Annotated in this window: 15 protein-coding genes; 12 read left to right on the forward strand and 3 right to left on the reverse strand. The window is 62.3% G+C overall.

The features are described from left to right. Positions 1 to 3 precede the first annotated feature (3 nt). From BW995_RS06025 to BW995_RS06035, 3 genes are all read right to left on the reverse strand, one after another. Positions 4 to 549: a L,D-transpeptidase family protein gene (locus tag BW995_RS06025; protein ID WP_084194621.1), complete on the reverse strand. Its 546-nt coding sequence runs from the start codon at positions 547 to 549 to the stop codon at positions 4 to 6. A gap of 14 nt (positions 550 to 563) precedes the next feature. Beyond that, the gene (locus BW995_RS06030) at positions 564 to 2,075 is read right to left on the reverse strand and encodes a hypothetical protein (RefSeq protein ID WP_139332779.1); all 1,512 of its coding nucleotides are present in this window, start codon (positions 2,073 to 2,075) and stop codon (positions 564 to 566) included. A gap of 103 nt (positions 2,076 to 2,178) precedes the next feature. Continuing rightward, positions 2,179 to 2,991 carry an undecaprenyl-diphosphate phosphatase gene (locus tag BW995_RS06035; protein WP_139332780.1) on the reverse strand — a complete coding sequence of 271 codons (813 nt, stop codon included), beginning with the start codon at positions 2,989 to 2,991 and terminating at the stop codon, positions 2,179 to 2,181. 304 nt (positions 2,992 to 3,295) lie between these two features. On the opposite strand from BW995_RS06035, the gene BW995_RS06040 reads away from it, so the two are divergent. The 12 genes from BW995_RS06040 to BW995_RS06095 all read left to right on the forward strand — a co-directional run bounded on the left by BW995_RS06040 (position 3,296) and on the right by BW995_RS06095 (position 22,806). Next, positions 3,296 to 4,741, forward strand: a complete 1,446-nt coding sequence (locus BW995_RS06040; RefSeq protein ID WP_076399272.1) for an NAD(P)-dependent oxidoreductase — start codon at positions 3,296 to 3,298, stop codon at positions 4,739 to 4,741. 22 nt (positions 4,742 to 4,763) lie between these two features. Further along, positions 4,764 to 9,320 carry a glutamate synthase large subunit gene (gene gltB / locus BW995_RS06045; RefSeq protein WP_076399273.1) on the forward strand — a complete coding sequence of 1,519 codons (4,557 nt, stop codon included), beginning with the start codon at positions 4,764 to 4,766 and terminating at the stop codon, positions 9,318 to 9,320. A gap of 293 nt (positions 9,321 to 9,613) precedes the next feature. Continuing rightward, positions 9,614 to 10,837, forward strand: coding sequence for a UDP-4-amino-4,6-dideoxy-N-acetyl-beta-L-altrosamine transaminase (pseC, locus tag BW995_RS06050; protein WP_084194622.1), 1,224 nt, complete (start codon positions 9,614 to 9,616; stop codon positions 10,835 to 10,837). Between the two features lie 69 nt (positions 10,838 to 10,906). After that, positions 10,907 to 11,674 (forward strand): cytidylyltransferase domain-containing protein, encoded by a 768-nt coding sequence (locus BW995_RS06055; RefSeq protein ID WP_084194623.1) that lies wholly within the window; start codon positions 10,907 to 10,909, stop codon positions 11,672 to 11,674. Between the two features lie 100 nt (positions 11,675 to 11,774). Beyond that, the gene (locus BW995_RS06060) at positions 11,775 to 13,601 is read left to right on the forward strand and encodes an ABC transporter ATP-binding protein (RefSeq protein ID WP_076399276.1); all 1,827 of its coding nucleotides are present in this window, start codon (positions 11,775 to 11,777) and stop codon (positions 13,599 to 13,601) included. A gap of 44 nt (positions 13,602 to 13,645) precedes the next feature. Further along, a complete protein-coding gene (locus BW995_RS06065) occupies positions 13,646 to 15,178 on the forward strand; it encodes a GNAT family N-acetyltransferase (RefSeq protein ID WP_076399277.1) in 1,533 nt (510 codons plus the stop codon). Next, entirely contained in the window at positions 15,168 to 16,292 is a 1,125-nt protein-coding gene (locus BW995_RS06070) for an N-acetylneuraminate synthase family protein (protein WP_175617001.1), read from the forward strand. Before BW995_RS06065 ends, BW995_RS06070 begins: the two co-directional genes overlap by 11 nt. An 82-nt stretch (positions 16,293 to 16,374) precedes the next feature. Then, positions 16,375 to 17,010 (forward strand): pseudaminic acid biosynthesis-associated methylase, encoded by a 636-nt coding sequence (locus tag BW995_RS06075; protein ID WP_076399278.1) that lies wholly within the window; start codon positions 16,375 to 16,377, stop codon positions 17,008 to 17,010. After that, positions 17,007 to 18,593, forward strand: a complete 1,587-nt coding sequence (locus BW995_RS06080; RefSeq protein ID WP_076399279.1) for a hypothetical protein — start codon at positions 17,007 to 17,009, stop codon at positions 18,591 to 18,593. Before BW995_RS06075 ends, BW995_RS06080 begins: the two co-directional genes overlap by 4 nt. Before the next feature lie 6 nt (positions 18,594 to 18,599). Beyond that, positions 18,600 to 20,267 carry an asparagine synthetase B family protein gene (locus BW995_RS06085; protein WP_076399280.1) on the forward strand — a complete coding sequence of 556 codons (1,668 nt, stop codon included), beginning with the start codon at positions 18,600 to 18,602 and terminating at the stop codon, positions 20,265 to 20,267. Positions 20,268 to 20,369: 102 nt separating this feature from the next. Beyond that, positions 20,370 to 21,674 carry a glycosyltransferase family 4 protein gene (locus BW995_RS06090; protein WP_076399281.1) on the forward strand — a complete coding sequence of 435 codons (1,305 nt, stop codon included), beginning with the start codon at positions 20,370 to 20,372 and terminating at the stop codon, positions 21,672 to 21,674. Beyond that, positions 21,667 to 22,806, forward strand: a complete 1,140-nt coding sequence (locus BW995_RS06095) for a glycosyltransferase (protein ID WP_076399282.1) — start codon at positions 21,667 to 21,669, stop codon at positions 22,804 to 22,806. Before BW995_RS06090 ends, BW995_RS06095 begins: the two co-directional genes overlap by 8 nt. The last annotated feature ends 35 nt before the right edge of the window (positions 22,807 to 22,841 follow it).

Genomic DNA, 22,841 nt, shown 5'->3' on the forward strand with positions numbered 1-22,841 from the left:
CGCTCAGGCCGGAGTGATCATGATTTCCAACTGGTCGTCGGGGCCGAGCTGCTGCAACAGGCTGCGGACATCCTCCACCGCCAGCGCCACACAGCCTTCGGTCGGCAGATAGCCGGGGCGGGCGACGTGCAGGAAAATGGCACTGCCCAGACCGGGCTGGGGTGGATCATCGTTGTGCCCCAACACCAGCACCAGATCATACAGGTGATCATCACGCCACAGCCGTTCATGGCTGGCAGCATGGGGAAGCGTGACCAGTCGGTTGTATGCCGGGTCTGCCGGATCATCGCACCAGCCCATGGCCGGGGTGATGGCGGTGACGGGCAGGCAGGTTTGCGGAGTCGGCTGGTGATCGGGGCGGTAAAAGACTTGCCGCAAAGGGTAGCGCCCGATGGGAGAGGCGCCATCGCCTTCACGCTTGTCAGCAGCGGGCTTCAGGCCCCCTTTTCCCACAGCGCAGCGGAAGGTTCTGCCACGATGACGGATCTCCCCCTGCCGGGCGTCGGGGCTGGTGGCGATCACCAGAATGTCGTGCGGCTGATCCGGCATCCGGCGGGCAGGCCCTATTCAACCGTGTTGATCGGCGTGGGGGCGTTGGTGGCAACGGTGGCATTGCCCCCCGTCAGGGCACCGGTTTTCTGATAGCTGGAATAGGCCTTCTGCACCGCCTGATCATACCAGCCGGGCAACTGGGTCGGAGTCGCGGCAGACGTTGTTGAAGCCGGTGTTGCCGGAGCCGTGGCGGTTGTCTGTACCCCCGGCTGGGTGGTGGCCGCTGTCTGGCTATAGCTGGCCGCCGCCGCGCTGGCGGTCGGGGTTGATCCCCCGCCCATGCCTGCGGGCATGATGGCGGTGCCCATCTCCGCCGAGTCGGCGGCTGACATGGCCTTGCGGCGCTGGGCGCGGGCGGTCTTGTCGGCGCTGGCTTTCTGGGCAGCGGTGGTCTTTTCGGTTCCGGCAAAGGACGGGTGCTGATTGGGCTCCAGTCCCTGCGCCTGCATTGCCTTGTAGAGGGCGTCGGGCGATGGCTGGGATGATCCGGCCGGGACGGTACCGTCCTGCGGGGCCAGCACACCCATCGGCAGGGTGGCGTTGCCCATCGGGACCGCATCGGGTGCCGCCCCCGCGTTGACAGCGGTTTCGCCGCCCAGCGTCAACGGCATGGAGGCGGCGGTTGCTGCGCTGGTGCTCGGGGCTGCGGCAGGCGTGCGGTAGGAGGTCGGTGTCGATTGGCGCAGGTCGGGCTTGTTGATGGTGGGATATTCGCTTTCGACCCGGATATGCTTGACGTCGGCTGTCCGGGTGTCGCGGGTGCGGTTCAGGGCAAACCGCCGCCCTTGCGGGGGGGCCTGCGAGGCATCAGCCTGTTGCTCTTGCCCCTGAACGGCATGGGCGGCGGCGTGCTTTTCCGGCGACAGCGAGGTGGCGGTCAGCGGCTTTGCGGCGGGGACTGTGAGCGGCTGGGCTTGCCCAAAGGTGGCTTCGGCGGTGGTGGTCGCGCCGGTCTGCGGGGCCTGGGACTGCTGTTCGGCAGGCAGGGTGACATCAACGCGGCCCTTGCCGACACGCGGTATCGCGGTCCCTGCGGGGGGAATCATGTTATAGGCCGATTCGCTGTTGTCGGTGCCGCTGCTGATCGCCGCCGTTGCGGTGGATGCTGTGCTGCCGTCGCCGTCGACCATTGCCAGCATGTGTTCGTCGATATGCTTGCCGGTGGTCTGATTGATCCCGACATCGACCAGTGCCACCGCTGCCCCGATCGGTCCGCCCAGCAGGGCACCGCCAACCACGCGCGAGACATCCTTGATGCTGTCGCCGGTGATTTCGCGGTAGATGGTCGAGACAATCGGGATGTGCTGCAACGGGTTCACCATGTCCAGGACATCCCAGAACGAGAACGCGTCGTCTTCGCTGTTGGTGACGGCTTCGCCGTTCGGGCTGGCGGCGTCTGCACCAGAAACCGCAGCGGATGCCGGGGAGTTGGCAGGCACTTTCTGGGGTCCGGCATCCGGTGTCATTGCTGACAGCGGCATCGGTTCCATACCATTGGCAGAAACGTAGGATGTAACGCTCATGGTACCCTTCTACGCTGGTGGAGCCGGACCGGATGCGAACGACCGGAAGGACAGGGCGCAGACCCTGTCCCCCCAGTGTAGCGGGCGAACCCTTTAAGGCTCGTTAAACCTGTACCCAGCCATAGCTGAGGGCAATCAGGAAAATACCGAACACCACCCGGTACAGCACGAACGGGGTAAAGCTGGCCCGTTTCAGCCAGGACATCAGGATGGTGATGGTGATCAGCGCCGAGACAAAGGACAGGGCGACGGCGATCAGGGCGGTCTGGGTCATCACCGGATCACCGGCTTCATAGATGTCCTTGCCCGCCAGTACACCGGCCCCGACGATGGTCGGGATGGACAGCAGCATCGAGAAGCGGGCGGCATCCGACCGTTCATAACCCAGGGCACGGGCGGCAGTCATGGTGATGCCCGAGCGCGAGGTGCCGGGCAGCAGGGCCAACACCTGCGATGCGCCGATGGCGATGGCATCAAACCACGGCATGTGTTCCATGCGCTTGACGGTCAGGCTCATCACGTCGGCCAGCCACAGGACGATCCCCCACAGCAGCATCGACCAGCCGATGATCGTCACCGAGCGGAAGAACTCTTCACCCAGCAGCTTTTTGGCGGCAAAGCCGCAGATCACCACCGGAATGGTGCCGACAATCAATTGCCAGAACAGCCGGGCACCGGGGTCCTTGCGCCCGCGCAGCGACCGGCCAAGGCCGACCAGCATCGCCCAGATGTCACGCCACAGGTACAGGACCACCGCCCCGAGGGTACCGACGTGAACGGCGATGTCCATGTCCTGCCCCTGATCGGGCCAGTGGGTCAGGACGGGCACCAGCACCAGATGGCCGGACGAGCTGATGGGCAGGAATTCCGTGATCCCTTGCACCAGGGCAAGCACAAAGATTTGCAGGAAAGGCACCGGACGCTCCGCAGCTGACGTGGTGTAGAGGACTGTTTTTACCATTCTTATGGTTTTGCGCCATAGTTACAAAATAGGTATGATTTGTTTACTATTTCCTCCCTCCCTTGTCGGGGGTGGGGGGAGGGGGTGGGCGTAAAAAGGTGATCACGTCTCGAAAATAGTAAACATAGTTGACCTATTTCCCGATTTTTCCTTGAAATAGGCCAATTCCAGGCGTAAGAGGAGAAGGTAAGCGAGGCCCGCGCACGAGCCCGCCACAAGAATGTCGTATCGTCTCTGGAACACCTGAGGAGGCCGACGGATGTCGTCCAAAATGTTGCAGTTTACTCATATCGAGCAGCAATCCCCCGACAAGCGGGCTGCTGAAACTCGCAAACAGGATTTCAATGAAATCTACGGGGGCTTCCAGGACGATCGCGCGACTGATCAGGCGTCACGTTGCGAACAGTGCGGCATCCCGTTCTGCTCGGTGCACTGCCCGCTGGGGAACCACATCCCCGACTGGCTGATGCTGACCGCCAATGGCCGTCTGGAAGAAGCCTATGCCCTGTCGTCATCGACCAACTCGATGCCGGAAGTCTGCGGCCGCATCTGCCCGCAGGACCGTCTGTGCGAAGGGTCGTGCGTGCTGGAGCAAAGCCGTCACCGCTCGGTGACCATCGGCGCGGTGGAGAAGTACATCACCGACACCGCATGGGAAAAGGGCTGGGTGCAGCCCATCGCCCCGACCGAAGAGCGCAGCGAAAGCGTCGGCATCATCGGTGGGGGTCCGGCTGGTCTGGCGGCGGCGGAACAACTGCGCATGCAGGGCTTCCAGGTCCATGTTTATGACCGCTATGACCGCATGGGCGGCCTGCTGGTGTACGGGATCCCCGGCTTCAAGCTGGAAAAGGACGTCATCGCCCGCCGTGTCGACCTGCTGGAGCGTAGCGGCGTGGTGTTCCACCCGAACACCGACATCGGCAAGACGGTGACCTTTGCCGAGCTGCGCAGCCGCCACGACTCGATCCTGATTGCCACTGGCGTGTACAAGGCCCGGGCGCTGACCATCCCCGGTGCGGGGCTGACCGGCGTGCACAAGGCGCTGGATTACCTGATCACCTCCAACAAGGTCAGCCTTGGTGACAGCATCGAGGCCTACACCAGCGGCGAACTGAACGCGGCGGGCAAGGACGTGGTGGTGATCGGCGGTGGCGATACCGCGATGGACTGCGTGCGCACCGCCATCCGTCAGGGGGCGAAGTCGGTGAAGTGCCTGTATCGCCGCGACCGCGACAACATGCCCGGTTCGCAGCGTGAAGTGGCCAACGCCGAGGAAGAAGGTGTGGAATTCGTCTGGCTGGCCGCCCCCGAGGCGCTGCTGAACGAAGGCACCGATCAGGCTGTGTCGGGTGTGCGCTGCATCCGCATGCATCTGGGCATCGCCGATGCCTCGGGCCGTCAGTCGCCGGAACCGACTCCGGGCAGCCAGTTTGTCCTGCCGGCCGATCTGGTGATCGAGGCGCTGGGCTTTGAGCCGGAAGACCTGCCGGCGATGTTCGGCGAAGCCGACCTGACCGTCACCCGCTGGGGCACCCTGAAGACCCATCCACGCACCCTGATGACCTCGCTGGACGGCGTGTTCGCCGCCGGAGACATCGTGCGCGGGGCGTCGCTGGTGGTGTGGGGGATCCGCGATGGCCGTGATGCCGCCGCGTCGATCGGTCGCTACCTGAATGAAAAAGCCGTGGCTCAGGCCGCCGAATAACGCCGAACAGGGATTGAAAAACATGTCGAACGAAAACAACATCCAGTCCGTTTCCGGCGAACAGTTTGTGGCCGAGTGGAAGGCCAATGCCGCCAGGCTCGAAGCCGCCCACCTCTACAACCCGGCCGAAGAACACGCCAACTGCGGCGTCGGTCTGGTGGCCGCCATCGACGGCAAGCCGCGCCGTCAGGTGGTCGAAGCCGGGATCGAAGCCCTGAAGGTGCTGTTCCACCGTGGCGCGGTCGATGCCGATGGCAAGACCGGCGATGGCGCCGGTATCCACGTTGAAATCCCGCAGGAATTCTTCAAGGAACACGTTCGCCGCACCGGCCACGAGCTGGCCCGGGGCCGTCTGGCCGTCGGAATGGTGTTCCTGCCGAAGAACGACATGGACGCGCAGGAACATTGCCGCACCATCGTCGAGTCGGAAATCCTGCACTACGGCTATACCATTTATGGCTGGCGTCAGGTGCCGGTGAACATCGACGTGATCGGGGAAAAGGCCAACGCCACCCGCCCCGAGATCGAGCAGATCATGATCGCCAACACCAAGGGGGTGTCGGACGAACAGTTTGAAACCGACCTCTACGTGCTGCGTCGCCGGATGGAAAAGCGGGCTTTGGCCGCCAACCTGATGGAATTCTACATCTGCTCGCTGTCCTGCCGTTCGGTGATCTACAAGGGCATGTTCCTCGCCGAACAGCTCGACGTGTTCTATCCCGACCTGCGCGACGAACGCTTTGTGTCGGCCTTTGCCATCTATCACCAGCGCTATTCGACCAACACCTTCCCGACCTGGCGTCTGGCCCAGCCGTTCCGCACGCTTGCCCACAACGGCGAAATCAACACCCTGAACGGCAACGCCAACTGGATGAAGGCGCACGAAACGCGTCTGGCATCGGAAGTGTTCGGCGACCGTATCGCCGACCTGAAGCCGGTGATCCAGCCGTTCTCCTCCGACTCGGCGGCGCTGGATGCGGTGTTTGAACTGCTGACCCGCTCGGGCCGTATCGCGCCGGTGGTCAAGGCGATGCTGATCCCGGAATCGATCAGCTCGAATTCCAACATGCCGGAAGAACACCGCCAGTTCTTCAGCTACTGCAACTGCATCATGGAACCGTGGGACGGTCCGGCGGCGCTGTGCGCCACCGACGGGCGCTGGGTTGTCGCCGGTCTGGACCGCAACGGCCTGCGTCCGCTGCGCTATTCCAAGACCTCGGACGGCCTGCTGGTGGTCGGGTCGGAAACCGGCATGGTGCGCCTGAACGAAGCCGAAGTGATCGAAAAGGGCCGCGTCGGGCCGGGTGAATGCATCGCCATCGACCTGTCGGCGGGCAAGTTCTATCACGACAGCGAGCTGAAGAACGTCATCTCGGGCGAGCACGACTACGCCAAGTGGACCGCCCGCATCACCCATCTCGACAGCCTGATCAACAACACCCCGAGCAGCAGCGAATCGGACCTCGACACGCCGACCCTGCGCCGCCGCCAGTCTGCCCATGGCCTGACCATGGAAGACATGGAAATGATCCTGCATCCGATGGTCGAGGACGGCAAGGAAGCCATCGGCTCGATGGGCGACGATACCCCGCTGGCGGTGTTGTCGGGCAACTATCGTGGCCTGCACCACTTCTTCCGCCAGAACTTCTCGCAGGTGACCAACCCGCCGATTGACCCGTTGCGCGAAACCCGCGTGATGAGCCTGAACACCCGTCTGGGCAACCTCGGCAACATCCTCGACGAAGACGCCAGCCAGTGCGACCTGCTGCAACTGGAAAGCCCGGTGTTGCTGACCCATGAGTTCCGCGCCATGCGGGCCTACATGAAGGACACGGTGGCGATCGTCGATTGTACCTTCCCGGTTGATGGTGGCGAAAACGCCCTGCGCGATGCGATCACCGCCATTCAGCGGGATGCCGAAGACGCCATCCGTGGTGGTTGCACCCACGTCATCCTGACCGACGAAAAGACCACCGCCACCCGTGCGCCGATCCCGATGATCCTGGCCGCCGGTGCGGTGCATACCCACCTGATCCAGCAGCAGCTGCGCACCTTCACCAGCCTGAACGTCCGTTCCGGCGAGTGCCTCGATACCCATTACTTCGCGGTGCTGATCGGTGTCGGTGCCACCACCGTCAACGCCTATCTGGCCGAAGAAGCGATCAAGGAACGCCATGCCCGTGGCCTGTTCGGGGATCTGCCGCTCGACAAGGGCCTGAAGCACTTCAAGAAGGCCATCGACGACGGCCTGCGCAAGATCATGTCCAAGATGGGCATCTCGGTGATCTCGTCCTACCGTGGCGGTCTGAACTTCGAAGCCGTCGGCCTGTCGCGCTCGCTGGTGGCCGAATTCTTCCCCGGCATGCCGTCGCGCATTTCCGGTCTGGGGATGGCCGGTATCCAGAAAAAGGTGCTGGAACAGCACGGTGTTGGCTTTACCGGCCCGTCGGCGGTGCTGCCGGTCGGTGGCTTCTATCGCTTCCGTCGTCACTCGGGCGAGCCGCACTCGTTCGATGGTACGCTGATCCACACCCTGCAGCAGGCGGTGGAAACCGACAATTACGACCTGTACAAGCGCTATTCCGATGGCCTGCGCAAGATGCGGCCGATCAACCTGCGTGACCTGCTGGACTTCAAGCCCGCCGACCATCCGATCTCGGTGGATGAAGTCGAAAGCGTGACCGAAATCCGCAAGCGTTTCATCACCCCGGCGATGTCGCTCGGCGCCCTGTCCACCGAAGCCCATGGCACCCTCAATATTGCCATGAACCGCATCGGCGCCAAGTCGGACAGCGGCGAAGGCGGGGAAGACCCCAGCCGTTACCGTCCGCGTCCGAACGGCGACAATGCCAACTCGGCGATCAAGCAGGTGGCCTCTGGCCGCTTTGGGGTGACGGCGGAATACCTGAACCAGTGCCGTGAAATCGAGATCAAGGTCGCTCAGGGGGCCAAGCCCGGCGAAGGTGGCCAGTTGCCCGGTTTCAAGGTGACGGTCGAAATCGCCAAGCTGCGCCACTCGACGCCGGGGGTGATGCTGATCTCGCCGCCGCCGCACCACGACATCTATTCGATCGAAGATCTGGCCCAGCTGATCTATGACCTGAAGCAGATCAACCCCAAGGCGCGGGTGATCGTCAAGCTGGTGTCCCGTTCGGGTATCGGGACGATTGCCGCCGGGGTGGCCAAGGCCAAGGCCGACGTGATCCATGTCTCCGGCCACGTTGGCGGCACCGGTGCCAGCCCGCAGACCTCGATCAAGTACGCCGGTCTGCCGTGGGAAATGGGCCTGTCGGAAGTCCATCAGGTGCTGACCCTCAACCGTCTGCGTCACAAGGTTCTGCTGCGCACCGACGGTGGCATCAAGACCGGTCGTGACGTGGTGATCGCTGCCATGCTGGGCGCCGAAGAGTTCGCCGTTGGCACCATCTCGCTGGTGGCGATGGGCTGCATCATGGTCCGCCAGTGCCATTCCAACACCTGCCCGGTCGGGGTGTGCACCCAGGACCCGGCCCTGCGCGCCAAGTTCACCGGCTCGCCGGAAAAGGTGGTCAACCTGTTCACCTTCATGGCCGATGAAGTCCGTCAGATCCTTGCCGATCTGGGCTTCAGCTCGCTCGATCAGGTGATTGGCCGCACCGACCTGCTGTCGCAGGTGTCGCGTGGGGCGTCGCACCTTGACGACCTTGACATGAATTCGCTGCTGGTGCAGGCCGATGCCGGTGGTCTGCCGACCATCAACAAGGTCGAAGGCCGCAACGAAGTTGCCGAAACCCTTGACGCCCAGATGATCCTCGACGCCCGTCCGGCGCTGGAAGACGGCGAAAAGATGCAGCTGGCCTACAACGTGCGCAACACCCACCGCGCCGTCGGCACCAAGCTGTCGCACATGATCGTCAAGAAGTACGGCATGACCGGTCTGCAGCCGGGCCACATCACCATCCGCCTGCGCGGGTCGGCCGGTCAGTCGCTGGGGGCGTTTGCCGTTCAGGGTCTGAAGCTGGAAGTGTTCGGCGACTCCAACGACTATGTCGGCAAGGGTCTGTCGGGCGGCACCATCGTCGTTCGTCCGGCGGTCAACAGCCCGCTGAAGTCGAACGAGAATACCATCATCGGCAACACCGTCCTGTACGGGGCGACCAGCGGCAAGCTGTTTGCCGCCGGTCAGGCGGGGGAACGCTTCGCGGTGCGCAACTCCGGGGCGCAGGTGGTGATCGAAGGCTGTGGTTCCAACGGTTGTGAATACATGACCAACGGTACGGTGGTGATCCTCGGCAGCGTCGGGGCGAACTTCGGGGCCGGGATGACCGGCGGGATGGCCTTTGTCTATGACGGCGAGGGGCTGTTCGAATCGCGTGCCAACAGCGAGTCGATCGTCTGGCAGCGGATCGAAGTTCCCTACTACGAAGACATGCTGAAGGCGCTGGTCGAAGAGCATCTGGCCGAAACCCAGTCGCCGTTCGCCAAGAGCCTGCTGACCGGCTGGGAGCGTGAAGTCGGCAAGTTCTGGCAGGTGGTGCCGAAGGAAATGCTGTCGCGGCTGGAAGTTCCGGTCGCGGCAGAGGAAAAGGCCCGCGCCTGAGACTCAGTGCAAGACGTTGGCGTCTGATGTGGAACACCCCGCCCGGAGAATCTTCGGGCGGGGTGTCTTTTGTCATCGCGACGGAAGTCTTGAGTGTCTGCCATGGTGGTAACAGGAAACAGGTTTTGGTCGCTGCCTCTCAGGCTGTCTTGCATGCTGCAGGGGCTGACTGTTGCCAAACCATGAGCAGGCTTTTACAGTGGCCGGCTGTCGGCCCGTTGGTGATGGGCCTGCTCCTGCCGTGATGCGGTTGCCGAGTGGGCTGAAATGGGCCCTCCTGTCCGGAGTCGATCGTGACCAGCACGCCTGCCCCTTTCTTGCCCTATGGTCGTCAAACCATTGACGATGATGACATTGCTGCTGTGACACAGGTTTTGCGGGGAGACTGGTTAACCGGTGGCCCGGCTGTCGGTGCGTTCGAACATGCGCTGGCTGACCATGTCAAGGCGCCATCGGCAATGGTCTGTTCGACCGGGACGTCTGCCCTGCACCTGGCCTATGCTGCAATTGGTGTGGGGGAGGGTGATTGTGTGGTGGTGCCCGCCATTACATTCCTCGCAACCGCGAATGCGGCCCATTATCTGGGTGCAGAGGTGGTTTTTGCCGATGTTGATCCTGAGACCGGCCTGATGATGCCTGCCCATGCCGAAGCAGCCGTGTTGGCAGCACAGGCGGCGGGTAAAAAAGTCAAACTGCTGGCGCCAGTGCATTTGAGCGGGCAAACCGGTGATCCGGTGGGTATGGCTGATGTCGCCAGCCGTTACGGAGCGGTGGTGGTCGAAGATGCCTGTCATGCGCTGGGGACGTCGTATCGGGATGCTGATGGTGTCACGCATCTGGTCGGGGCGGGTGCCCACGCTGCGCTCACCTGTTTTTCCTTTCATCCGGTCAAAACAATCGCGATGGGCGAGGGTGGCGCGGTCACTGCGCGGATGCCTGATCTGGATCAGACCATGCGTATCCTGCGCAGCCACGGCATGACCCGTGACCCAGCCCTGTTCCAGCGGCCAGATCTGGCCCTTGGTCCCGATGGTCAGGTCAACCCCTGGTACTATGAGATGGTTGCCGAGGGAAACAATTACCGGGCCACCGACATTCAGTGTGCTTTGGGAACCAGTCAGCTGAAAAAGCTCGACGTCTTTGTGGCGCGTCGGCGGCATCTGGTGGATTTGTATCAGGATCTTCTGGCTGATGTGCCGGGCGTTCGTCCTCTTGGGCGGGTGGCAGGCAGTACACCGGCGTGGCATCTGGCTGTGGCACTGATTGATTTTGACGGACTGGGGACAGATCGAGCCACGGTGATGCGTGCATTGGCAGCGCAGGGGATCGGCTCGCAAGTGCATTATATGCCGGTTCCCTGGCACCCCTACTGGCAGGGGCGCGCTGTTGCGGGTCCGGCGATACCGGGGGCAGAGTCCTATTATCGCCGCTGTCTGTCCCTGCCGCTGTATCCGGCGTTGCAGGATGGGGATGTTGAACGTGTTGTGTCCACCCTGAAGGGTGTGCTCGGGGCGTGATGGTTTCCCCAGGGCCGACTTTCATCTGTGGGTGAAGGTTTGAGCGATGCTGTGTTGGCGAAGGAGAGTATGATGCAGGGAGCAACGGAGCCTGACCGCGACGGCCTGCGGTGGGCCGTTGTGGTGCAAGCCCGGATGGGGTCAACCCGTTTACCGGGAAAGGTGTTGGCCGATCTGGCTGGGCGACCGGCTTTGGTCCGCCAGATTGAGCGTATTTGGCGCACCCCCGGAGTTCAACAGGTTATCGTGGCGACCAGTACGTTGCCTCAGGACGACGCCATTGCCGATCTGTGCGCCGATCTGCCCCAGGTTGATGTGTTTCGTGGGTCTGAACAGGACGTCTTGTCACGGTATACTGATATCGTTCATCAGTATGATCTCGATGCGGTGATGCGGTTGACCGGGGATTGCCCCTTGATTGATCCTGATGTCCTGTCTTTGATCTGGCAGGCATTCCTGGCAACGCCAGGAACAGATTTTGCCTCTAACTGTCATCCCCGGACGTTTCCGCATGGTTTTGATTGCGAAGTGGCCTCTCGGCGAGCGATGGATGTGGCGGCCGCCGAAGCGGTCAGCCCGATGCATCGCGAGCATGTCATGCCCTTTATCTGGAGCCAGCCCGAAAGGTTCCGGCAAATCAATGTGACTGCGGCTGATCCTGACCATGTGTCTTTGCGCCTGACACTGGATTATCCCGAGGATCTGGAACTGATCCGCGCTGTTTACGAGGGCCTCTACCCGCATAAACCGGATTTCCGTTTCGCCGATATTGTCCTGTTTCTGCAAACCCATCCGCAGATAGCGGCTTTAAACCGGCAGCATATCCTCTTTTCGTGAGCTGTTTTCGTGAAATGCGGAAATGGTCTGTAAAAGGGGCGTCTTTCTATCGTGAAGGGCCCGGCGCATATGTGACGGACCTTTCCTGTCCAGGTGTATCATGACAAAGCGTACTAAGAAATCCGGGTACATTCTGGGGGTTCTGCCCACCTTTGCCGGTGCCAGCCCGCTTTCGATGGTTCTTTTGATCCTCATGACCTTGATCGCATCGATGATCGAGGGGGTGGGGGCTGTTCTCGTCTATCCGATTCTGGAAGTGATGAGGACAGGGCAGGATCTGGTTAGCCTGTCGCAGCAATCCGTTATTTTTGAATATATTGTTCGGATTAGTGACAGTCTGCATGTCCCGGCCACACTTGAAGTCTTGATGGTGTCGGTGGCACTGCTGATTATTCTGCGCCAGGTCTTTACGTATGTGGTGAACGTCTCGCGCGGGCGTTTCAGTAACCGGGCTGTCACCTATCTGTCCTCGCAGCTGTTCGAGTCTATCGTTTCCACAGACATTCATTTCATTGAACAACAGCGTTCAGGGAGCCTTATCAACGCCCTGACCACAGAGGCAAAGCGGGCTGGTTTGCTGGCGATGGCGGCTTTGAATGTCGTAACCAGCCTGGCAAAACTGGCCATCTTTGTCATGTTCATGCTGTTCCTGTCCTGGCAGGCAACGCTGGGCGGACTTATGATCCTGTCCGTTGTGGGTATCGCATCGAAAAAAGGCTTTCGTCGTTCGATGGGGGCTGGCAGCGAGCTGGCGGATGCCAACGACAGCCTCAGTCGTTTCGTGGTCGAGCGGGTGCGCCTTCTGCGTTTGATGAAAATGGCCGGAACACAGGATACCGAAACCAGCCTGTTCCAGCAAAAAGCAACGGTAGTGGAAACCCTTTCGACGTCGCTGGTTCGTGACAACAGCCGTGTTGGTGCAAGCCTTGAGCCCATTGGGGTGGTGGTTGCGCTGTTGATCCTGTACGTCGCCTCCCGTGTCCTGAATATGGGGTTGTCCGAGGTTGGTGTTTTCGTCCTGATCTTGTTCCGTTTGATGCCGGTGATGAAGGAGTTGTCCTCAAACCTGCAGCAGATGGCCTCTTATCAGGCCAGTCTTGACCGTATTTCCGAACTGATCGAGCGCGCCGAGACACAGCAGGAAAACCTGGATGGTCATGTTGCTTTCCCGTGTCCGCTACGGAACGGCATCCGGCTGGACAATGTTTCCTACGCCTATCCGGTCGTTGATGGTGATGAACAGCCGGTTTTGGCCCTGAAAAACATTTCGCTGTTTCTGCCTGCCGGGCGGACCATTGCCTTGCTGGGGCCATCGGGAGCCGGGAAATCAACCCTGATTGACCTGCTGCCACGGTTGAAGATCCCTAATGACGGCACAATTCATTTCGATGATGTCCTGGCCAGTGACATCCCGCTGGGTGATCTGCGCGCCAACATTGCGATGGTGTCGCAGGATATTCTGGTCGTTGATGGCACGGTGGAAGAAAACCTGCGCTACGGGAATCCACAGGCGACGCTGGAAGACATTCAGCGGGCTGCCCGTGATGCCTTTGCCGAAGATTTCATCCTGCGTCTGCCGCAGGGCTATGACACGGTGTTGGGGGAACGCGGAGCCCGCCTGTCGGGCGGGCAACGGCAGCGTATCGCGCTGGCCCGCGCCTTGCTGGCGCGGGTGCCGGTCCTGCTGCTGGACGAGCCGACCAGTGCGCTTGATGCGGAAAGCGAACAGGCAGTGCAGCAGGCGCTGGAACGGCAGCAAAGGCAGCACGGGACGACCATTGTCATTATTGCGCACCGCTTGTCGACGGTCAGCCACGCTGACCTGACGGTGGTGTTGGACAACGGCGCCTTGCTGGGGGTCGGCACCCACGACGAACTGATCCGCACCACGCCATGGTATCAGAAAGTGGTCGAGCTGCAGTCTTAGGCAACCGGCGGGGCCGTCAGTAGCAACAAAGGAGAGGGCATCCGATGGCCACAGAACAGATCCGTTGCCGCCCAATGACTGCGGACGATTGTGCCTTGCTGTTTCGCTGGGCCAATGATCCGACTGTCCGGCAAACGGCCCGCTCGACGGCGCCGATTTCCTGGGAAACCCATCAGCGGTGGTTTGCCTCCCGGCTGGCCTCTTCGGAATGTCGCCTGTTTATTGCCGAAGACGCACAGGGTGTGCCGCTGGGGCAGGTACGGCTGGACCGTGCGGGCTGGGAAGCCGAAGTCAGCATTACCGTCGATCAGGCGCAGCGCGGCAAGGGAGTGGGGCAAATCCTGCTGGCCCATGCCCGTGAGCAGGCGTGCGGCTGGGTGAGTGTCCTGCATGCCGTCGTCAAACCGGACAATACGGCCTCGCAGCGGTTGTTTCTGGCTGCGCACTATACTCCCTGTGGGCTGAAAGACGGCTACCTGACCTATCGACAGGATATCGTCTCCGGCCATGCCGCCGCCTCTGCGGCGGGACGGCGTGTTTTGTTCCGGACATCGGGGGCCAATCATATCGGGTTGGGGCACCTGATGCGCTCGCTGGCACTGGCCGAGGCCTTTGTGGCTGCGGGGTGGGCTGTTGCGATCTATGGGACCGTCCCGCCGTTTCTGCAGGCCCGCTGGGCGCAGGCGGCGATGGTTCCGCCTGCGCATGATGAACGGCAGATGATGCAGGATTGGTCTGACCCGACCTTTCTGGCCTTGACCGCCGGGGCGACGGCGGTCGTTGCGGACCTGTATGCGCTGGATTTGCCGTGGTATCAGCGCTGCCGCGACCAGACAGCGGCGCGTCTGGTGGTGGTCACTGACCCCCCTTTGCAGCCGGTTCTGTGTGACCTGATGGTGTTGCCGACGGTCTTTGAGGGGCTGGAGGTTGCTGGTCTGCCATCGGATGGCGCGCCCGTTTTGCGCGCTCCGGTGCATTGCCTGATCGGGTCGGCCTTTGCAACGCGCCGCCGTGGTGCAAAGCAGGGACAGAAGCTGCTGATCAGTTGTAGTGGAGGGCAGGATGGTGGCCTGACGGCCCGTTTTCTGCGGTTACTGAATTCCGATCCCGCTTTACGTCAGGTTGGCGGTACGGTGGTTCTGGGAGTGGTGACCACCGAGGCCCGGGCCGAGGTGGTGCGGGAACTGTCGTCCCTGCCGGGTCTGGTGCTGCGCGAGCAGGTTCCTGACATGGCCGGGCTGGTGGCGGAGCATGACATTGCTTTCGGGGCCCCCGCCGGGGCGGCGCTGGAACGGGCCAGCCTTGGGGTGGCGCAGGTTCTGGTCCCGTTTGTGGATAACCAGTTGATGCTGGGGCAGGGCCTTGCCCGGGCCGGATTTGCCGACGTGCTGCCGTCGTCGGCCAGTGATGACGAGCTTCTGCAGGCCATGCGCCGTCTGCTGTCCGATGCTGGCTATCGTCAGGCTATGGCCAGCCGCGCGTATGGCGGGATGGATTGTCGCGGTCCCGAGGCCGTGGTATATGCAATCGCGTCTTTATGCTCCCCTGTTGCGGAAGAAATGCCCGATGTCCCATGACGCATGTTCGGTGCCGGTTCCGGCGTCCTTTACCATTCCGACTCCAAAAGGCATGCGACAGATCGGGGGGGATGCGCCGTGCTTTGTGATTGCGGAAATCGGCAGCAACTGGCTGATGGGCGACCGGAGCGACGACACGGCGGCCCGCCGCATGATCGAAGTGGCGGCTGCCGCCGGATGCGATGCGGTGAAGTTCCAGACCTTCCGGCCAGAAACCCTCTATGTCCCCGACCCCGGTGAGAGTGATTATCTGTCTGCCGCCGGGATCAAGCGTTCGATTGCCGACATTATCCGGGAAAATGTCCTGCCGCCGGAAATGGTGCCGGGGTTGGCCGACTTTGCCACCTCGTGCGGGGTGGTGTTCATGTCTTCGTGCTTCTCGCTCGAAGATTTTGCGATCGTTGATCCCCTGACGCCGATTCACAAGCTGGCCTCCTACGAGATCACCTTCTATCCGCTGATCGAGGCCATTGCCCGTACCGGCAAGCCGCTGATCATGTCCACCGGTGCGGCCATCCCGCAGGATGTGGCATGGGCGGTTGAATGCTTCCGCGATGCCGGCGGCAAGGACCTGTCGGTTCTGCAATGCACTGCCAGCTATCCGGCACCGGACGAAGCGCTGAACCTGCGGGCGATTCCGGCTCTGGGGCAGACGTTCGCCGCCGTGCCCGGCCTGTCGGATCACAGCCCGCACCCGCTGCATGCCCCCTTCGCCGCCGTTTCGCTGGGGGCCAAGGTGTTGGAAAAGCACTTTACGCTCGACCGCAACGGCCCGGGCCCGGACCATTTCAACTCGATCCTGCCGGAAGAACTGCAAACTCTTGTCCACGGTATCCGCGCCATCGAGGCGATGCTGGGCGATGGGGTCAAAAAAGTGGAACCGATCGAGGATGAACTCTATGCCTTTGCCCGGCGGCGGGTGCAGGCGATCCGCCCGATTGCCGCTGGTGATCTGCTGCGGTTGGGGGACAATCTGGCCATCCTGCGTCCGGGAAAGCGGACCCCGGGGGCGCATCCGCATGATTTGCCACTGATTGACGGACATCAGGCCCTGCGGGCCATTGCTGTGGGGGATGGGGTGCAGGTCACAGACTGTAGCGCCCCCGCCCCTTAAGGCAGCACAGGATTCCAGTTTACCGGGGGCGGAACCCGTGACCGGGGCCGCCCTTGTTTTCTCTTGCGAATGGACTCACACCGTGACGAATACCAAGCAACTTGACGCCTGGACCGGCGACTTCGGTCGTGCATACCTCCAGCGGAACAGCGTGACCGATGATACGGATCTGGCTCCGCGGACGGCTGCGTGGGGGAATGTGCTGCGTTCTTTTCCGGAAGTCCCCGGATCGATTCTCGAAGTCGGTGCCAACATCGGTCGCAATCTGGCCTGCTGGGCCCGTCTGACCGATGCCAGTCTGCACGCGGTGGAGCCCTTTGCCGATGCGTTCGCGCAACAGCCGTCCCTGCTGGGGGATCGTTTGACCTCTGCGCACAATTGCAGCGGCTTTGAACTGCCGTTCGAAGACAACTCGATTGATTTCGTGTTCACCTCCGGGGTGCTGATCCACATCGCTCCGGCTGATCTGCCGCGGATCATGAGTGAAGTGGTGCGCGTTTCCCGGCGCTATGTCCTGTGCAACGAGTACTTTGCCAAGCAGCCGGAAGAGATCAGCTATCGCGGTGAGGCCGGGCTGCTGTTCAAGCGCGATTTCGGTCGTTACTATCAGGAGCAATGGCCTGATCTGAAGCCGCTGAACACCGGCTTTTTCTGGCTGGGCAACTCGCCGTTTGACGATACCACCTGGTGGCTGTTCGAAAAGACCCGCGGTGAATGATGCTGTGTTCCTATGACATTACGGCGGTCGAACAATGGCCGGATGACGCCATTCGCTGGCCGACGTCTGTCGAGGATGCGCATGCCCTGAATAAGGCGCTCATTTCCGGTGTCGTGGCTATCGCCGGTCAGGAATCCGATACGGCCAGTCGGACTGCATTCATGCTGGCCGCCCCTGTTCTGGATGTGACGGTTCTGACCCTGTGCATGACGTGGCTGACGTGGCGCAGGGCAGAGGCGCTTGGGATCAAATTCCGTTTCCAGCGGCCCGGCCTTGTGCGGACCTTGTGCGAAGGGGGCATCATGGATGGTGCTTTCTTTTCCCGCGAGATCGAAAACCGGATGCAGCGCAACGCCATGCCACAAAAGCACAGTTGGTTGCGCTCTGCTGCCCATGGTTTGATGACCAATCGTCGCCCCGTGCTTCCCTGGGAACAGCGGACGGGGGTCTTTAACCATAATACCATGCTGCAAGGCATGGCACGGGCTGACCGGCAGCGGCACTTTACCTACCTGATGACCGATCAGGTCTTTCGTCATCACCGTGCCGGAGATCTTCCCGAGGCACCGGCGTCGGTGCAGAAGCGGCTGACGGAAATGGTCGAGGCGTTGACGGCGAGGGTTCTGCCGGTGCTGGAGGCTTTGGGGGGAGGCGACCTTGCCCCTCTGCGACAGGTGATGCTCCAGAGCTGTTCGGCTTTTCTGGCGGAAGTGGCACGTTATGATGCGGCGTTGTCCCGTGCATGGCGTGATGTTCCTGCCGAACTGTGGACAGGGACGGGCGGCAATCTGATGACCCGCCTGCTGCGTCTGGCGGTCCAGCGTGAGGGCGGGACGGTCACCGGTTTTGACCACGGTGGGGGGTGTCATATCCACGCCAATCTGATGCCGTTTCAGGTGAATGAACTGGCGTTCTGTGATCGCTTTATCGTTGATGCTCCGGCCAAGGCAGAGATTCTGTCGCGGGGGATCTCTCGCGAAGGGTCTCTTGACGGCGCGATGCCGCGGATCGACGCAACCAGCGGGCCGCGTGCCAGTTGGCCGTTCCGCAAGGGGCAGGGGGCGCAACCGCCGAAACGGGTGATGTACGTCACCACGGCGTTTGTCGGGGAAATGCAATATCCACTTCAACCCCTGTTGCCGGACCCGGTCTATGCCGACTGGCAGGGGCGTCTGGTGGATGGTCTGGCCGGGCAGGGGCTCGAGGTGCTGGTCAAGCAGCACCCGGAGGGACTGCGCAGAGGTGTTCCGCTGAAAAGGTCGCAAGCTGGCGAGTTTCTCGGCGGGCGCTTTGGCGATGTGATGGATCAGGCCGATGCCTTTGTGCTCGACTATCCGGCCACATCAACCCTGTGGGAAGCGATTTGCAGTGAAAAGCCGGTGGTGTTCATTGATCATCATCTGGCCCACTGGAACCCGGAAGTCTGGCAGGATTTTTCGGCCCGCTGTGCGATTGTTCCCAGTCGGATGGATGAAGATGGCCGGCCGCAGGTTGACTTTGCCGAGGTGGCGGCGGCGTTGCAGACGGCCCCGGATGATGGCGGGGCCTTTGCCCGGAAATATCTGCTGGCGGAACAAGGATAACCAACGGTGAACCACAGCTGGACGACGACAGACGGACAGGCAGCGGCGACAGGCTGGACCTCTGTCCCGGCGGGGGATGATGGCTGGCAGGTGGCGGTCAAGGGTTATGGGATAGCCGCTGGCCGGACGCATCAGGGAGCGGCGCTGGCCGGGCTGGTCCGCGAGGCCATCGTTCAGGGGCAACTGGCGGCCTTTCTGTCCACGCTGGATGGTCATTTCTGTCTGCGGGCGGAACGGCAAGGGGAAGTCTGGGCGGCGGTGGACCGGGTGGCCAGCTTTCCGTTGTTCATCGGGACCGATGGCCGGATCAGTGACCGGCCGTTGCAGGTGAGCGATACCCCGCTGTTGCAGGCCCTTGATACCGACACCGCGCGCGAGATGGCGCTGGCTGGTTTCAGTACCGGCACAGCTACCCTGCACCGTGAGATCCGTCGATTGGCAGTGGGGGAACTGTGCCATGTCCGGGGACCGGGGCAGGTGGACTTTCACCGCTGGCACCAGTACCGGCCCTGGCTGGTGCGGTCCGATCTGACGCCCGAGCGTGCCCGCCACGAGCTGAAAGACGTTCTTCAACAGCTGTTCCAGACGCTGGCACAGGGCTGTGCCGGACGTCCGGTTGTGGTGCCGCTGAGCGCCGGGCTGGACTCCCGCCTGATTGTCAGCGGCCTGCATGCGGCGGGCGTGAAGGATGTGCATTGCTTTGCCTATGGTCAGCCGGGCAATTACGAAGCAATTGCCAGCCGCCAGATTGCCGAGCGGTTGGGCTATCGCTGGACTTTTGTTCCCTACACCCTGTCCCGGCAGCGGGCGGCGCTGACCTCGACCCTGCATGATGATTATGTGGCCTTCGGCGACAGTCTGAGCGCTGCACCGTTTGAACAGGATTTCCTCGCTATCCGTGACCTGATGGACCAGGGCTGGTTACCGGCGGACTGCGTGATGATCAACGGTCAGTCGGGTGATTATCTGACCGGTGGACATATACCGTCCTCACTGGCGGCTCCCTTGCCGGGCCTGTCGGCGGCGGAACGGTTTGACCGCGTGTTTGCTGCGCTGGTCAAAAAACACTATGACCTGTGGCAAAGCGCGCAAACGCCCGACCTGATGGCGTTGATCAAGGTTCGCCTGCAGGCACATTTGAGTGATATTGGTCTGTCGGATATTCCGGCAGAGGCTCCGCATGGGGCCTATGAGGTGTCGGAATATGAAAACCGGCAGGCTAAATATGTGGTTTCCGGCCAGCGGGTTTATGACTTTTTCGGACTGGATTGGCGGTTACCGCTGTGGGAAAAGCCGCTGATTGATTTCTACGAAGGTGTTCCGGCCTCGCTGAAAGTCGGGCAGGCGTTGTACCGCGAGGTTCTGTGGGAGCTTGACTGGGGCGGCGTCTGGCAGGGCTATCGTACGCCGCCGCGCACGGTGGTGCCGGGCTGGCTGCGCGGGCCGCGCCTGCTGGCCAAGCTGGCCTGTGCGCCGTTCGGACGCCAGACGTGGCATCGGGTCGAAAAGCAGGTGTTTGGCTACCCGATGGACGTGCTGTTGAACATGGCTTTTCTGCCTTATCTGCGGGTGCTGGTGGATCGTCGCGGTTATCGCAATCCCGTCTCGTGGGTGGAGGAGCGCTATCTCGCCCGGCATGGCCTCGACTGGCAGGGAAAACCGCTGAAGCCGTGAGACTCTTCACTGCACGATAGATGTGATCCTCTCCGACAGTTGTCGGTTTTGTTTTGTTGTCTTGTTTTCGCACAATATTCTCATGCAGGAGACCGCAGGGCGATGAGCCTTTCCATTCTGTACAGTGTCCGTTTGTTCGGCGGGCTGGAAACATCAGTTCAGGCGCAGCGGTGGGAACCGACCGGGGTTCCGACGATCTTCAAAATGATGGAAGCACTGGATCGTGGTCCGCACCGGGTCAGTTTTGTGCTGTCGGCACGGGATGAAACCTCGCCGTGGACCCGTGCTGATGATGTCACGCTGACCCTGGCCGGACTGGCGACGCCGGTGCGGGTACAGGCGGGCAAGGCGGCCATTCCGGCATGGTGTGGTCGTCTGCGCACCGCGTTGCGTGATCTGCGGCAGGCATGGGCGGTGATTCGGCAAGTACGGAAAATGCGGCCTGATGTGGTCTATCTCGATCATGCCAACGTCTGGGTTGCCGGGGTGCTGGGACGCCTGATGCCGGGAAAGGTGTTGTTCCGGGTGATGGGGATTCATTCGGTGATGCGCGAGGCGCTGACTTCGCCGCGCTGGAAGCTGAAAGCCCTGCGCTGGTGCTATGGCGCGCCGTTCGGGCTGGTGGTCTGCTCACAGGATGGCAGCGGGGTCGAAGGCTGGCTGCGCGATGCCCTGCGGCCTGACGTGCCGCGGGTGCGGGTGTTGAACGGCATTGATCCGCTGCCGGAGCTGGCCGACAGCGAGCTGCATCCGGCGCTGGCGGCTTTGCCGAAGGACAAGACCGTTGTCCTGAGCGTTGGCAAGCTGGAGCAGCCCAAGGGGGTTGACACCTTTATTGACGGCTTTTTGCAGGCGTGGAAACAGGCCCCGGACGGCCTGCACGCGCTGGTGATCGGGACTGGCAGCCTCGAAGACCGCCTGCGGCAACAGGTTGCCGAAGCCGGGGCCGCCGATGCGGTGACCTTCATTTCACGCCTGCCGTTTGCCCAGGTGGCCGCTGCCCGTCGTCGCTCGGATATTTATGCGTCGCTGAACCGGCTGGGTAACCTCAGTAATGCCAATCTCGAGGCGATGACGCTGGGGCAGTGCATGATCTTCCCGCAGGCGCAGCCGGACAGCGGGATTGATATGGCCACAGATGAATTGATACCGCCTGATGCTGTTCGCCGCATTCCTCATGCCGGCGATGTGGCGGCACTGGCCGAGGCGATTCTCGACCTGCACCGCAATCCGGCAGAACGGCAACGGATGGGCGATGCGATGCGACAGGCGGCGTCCGGCTTCCTTGGCTCATGGCAGCAGCGGATTGACTGGGAACTGGACCTGATCGAGCGTTTGGGACGGGGCGAACTGGCCGGTGTCGGGCGGGATGCAATCCTGCCGCCGGGGGGCGAGGGTAATGCCTAAGGTTCTGTGCTATCTGCCGGGGCTGGAGGGCGGGGGTGCCGAACGGACGATGGTCAATCTGGCCAATGAACTGCCGACTCTGGGCTGGCAGGTCAAGCTGGCGGTCGGGCGGGCCTCTGGCGGAGCGCGCGACTGGCTGAAACCCCATACCGAAGTGGTTGATCTGGCCGTGCTCCGATCCCGGCAAGCGCCGCTGCGCCTGCGGCGGCTGATACGGGACTGGCAGCCGGACGTGGTGTTCTCGACCCTGATTGATGGCAACGTGGCGGCACGGGTGGCCTGTCTGGGCTTGCGCCACCGTCCGGCGCTGGTGGTGCGGGAAACCAACAGCCATCAGGCGCGCGGCGATCTGCCCGGCTGGCTGACCCGGATCGCCGGATGGGCCTATCGTGGGGCCGATCATCTGGTGGCGCTGTCGTCGGGCGTGGGGCAGGAAATGATCCACAGCTATCACCTGTCGCCGCACCATGTGACGGTGATCCCGAATCCGGTGGATACCACCAGCTTGCGCCAACAGGCCGACGCCGCCCGTGCAGCGCCGCCACCATGGGGGGCAGACAGCTCCCGGCCGGTGGTGGTCGGGATGGGGCGTCTGCATCGCCAAAAGGGTTTTGAACGGTTGATCGAGGCGGTGGCGCTGCTGCCCGCCGACCAGCGGCCCCGGGTGGTGATCCTCGGCGAAGGCAGCCTGCGCGATGCCCTGAGCGCACAGGCGCAGGCGCTTGGCGTTGATCTGCTGCTGCCGGGGTTTGTGCGCTCGCCAGCGGCATGGCTGGCCCATGCTGCGGCCTTTGTGCTGTCGTCGCGCTGGGAAGGCTTTGGGCATGTGCTGGTCGAGGCGATGGCTTGCGGTGCGCCGGTGCTGTCCTTTGACTGCCCCTATGGTCCACGCGACGTCATCGTGTCCGGGCAGAACGGGCTGCTGTTGCCTGAGGGTGACTGTCCGGCGCTGGCCTCGGCCTTGAGCCTGCTGCTGTCCAACCCGGAGCAGCAGCAGGGTTTGCGGCAGGGCGGATATGCCGCATTGCCGAACTATGATCTTTCTGCCATTACCGGTCGCTATGCGACGCTGCTGGCGTCGGTCGCGTCGGCCAGAGTCGCGTCGGCCCGGCAGGCTGGTTGTTCGGCGTGACGGTGCGGGCTCTAAAACGGAAAAACGGTGACGGA

The sequence above is a fragment of the Insolitispirillum peregrinum genome, from assembly GCF_900156605.1.
Taxonomy (GTDB): Bacteria; Pseudomonadota; Alphaproteobacteria; order Rhodospirillales; family Rhodospirillaceae; genus Insolitispirillum; species Insolitispirillum peregrinum.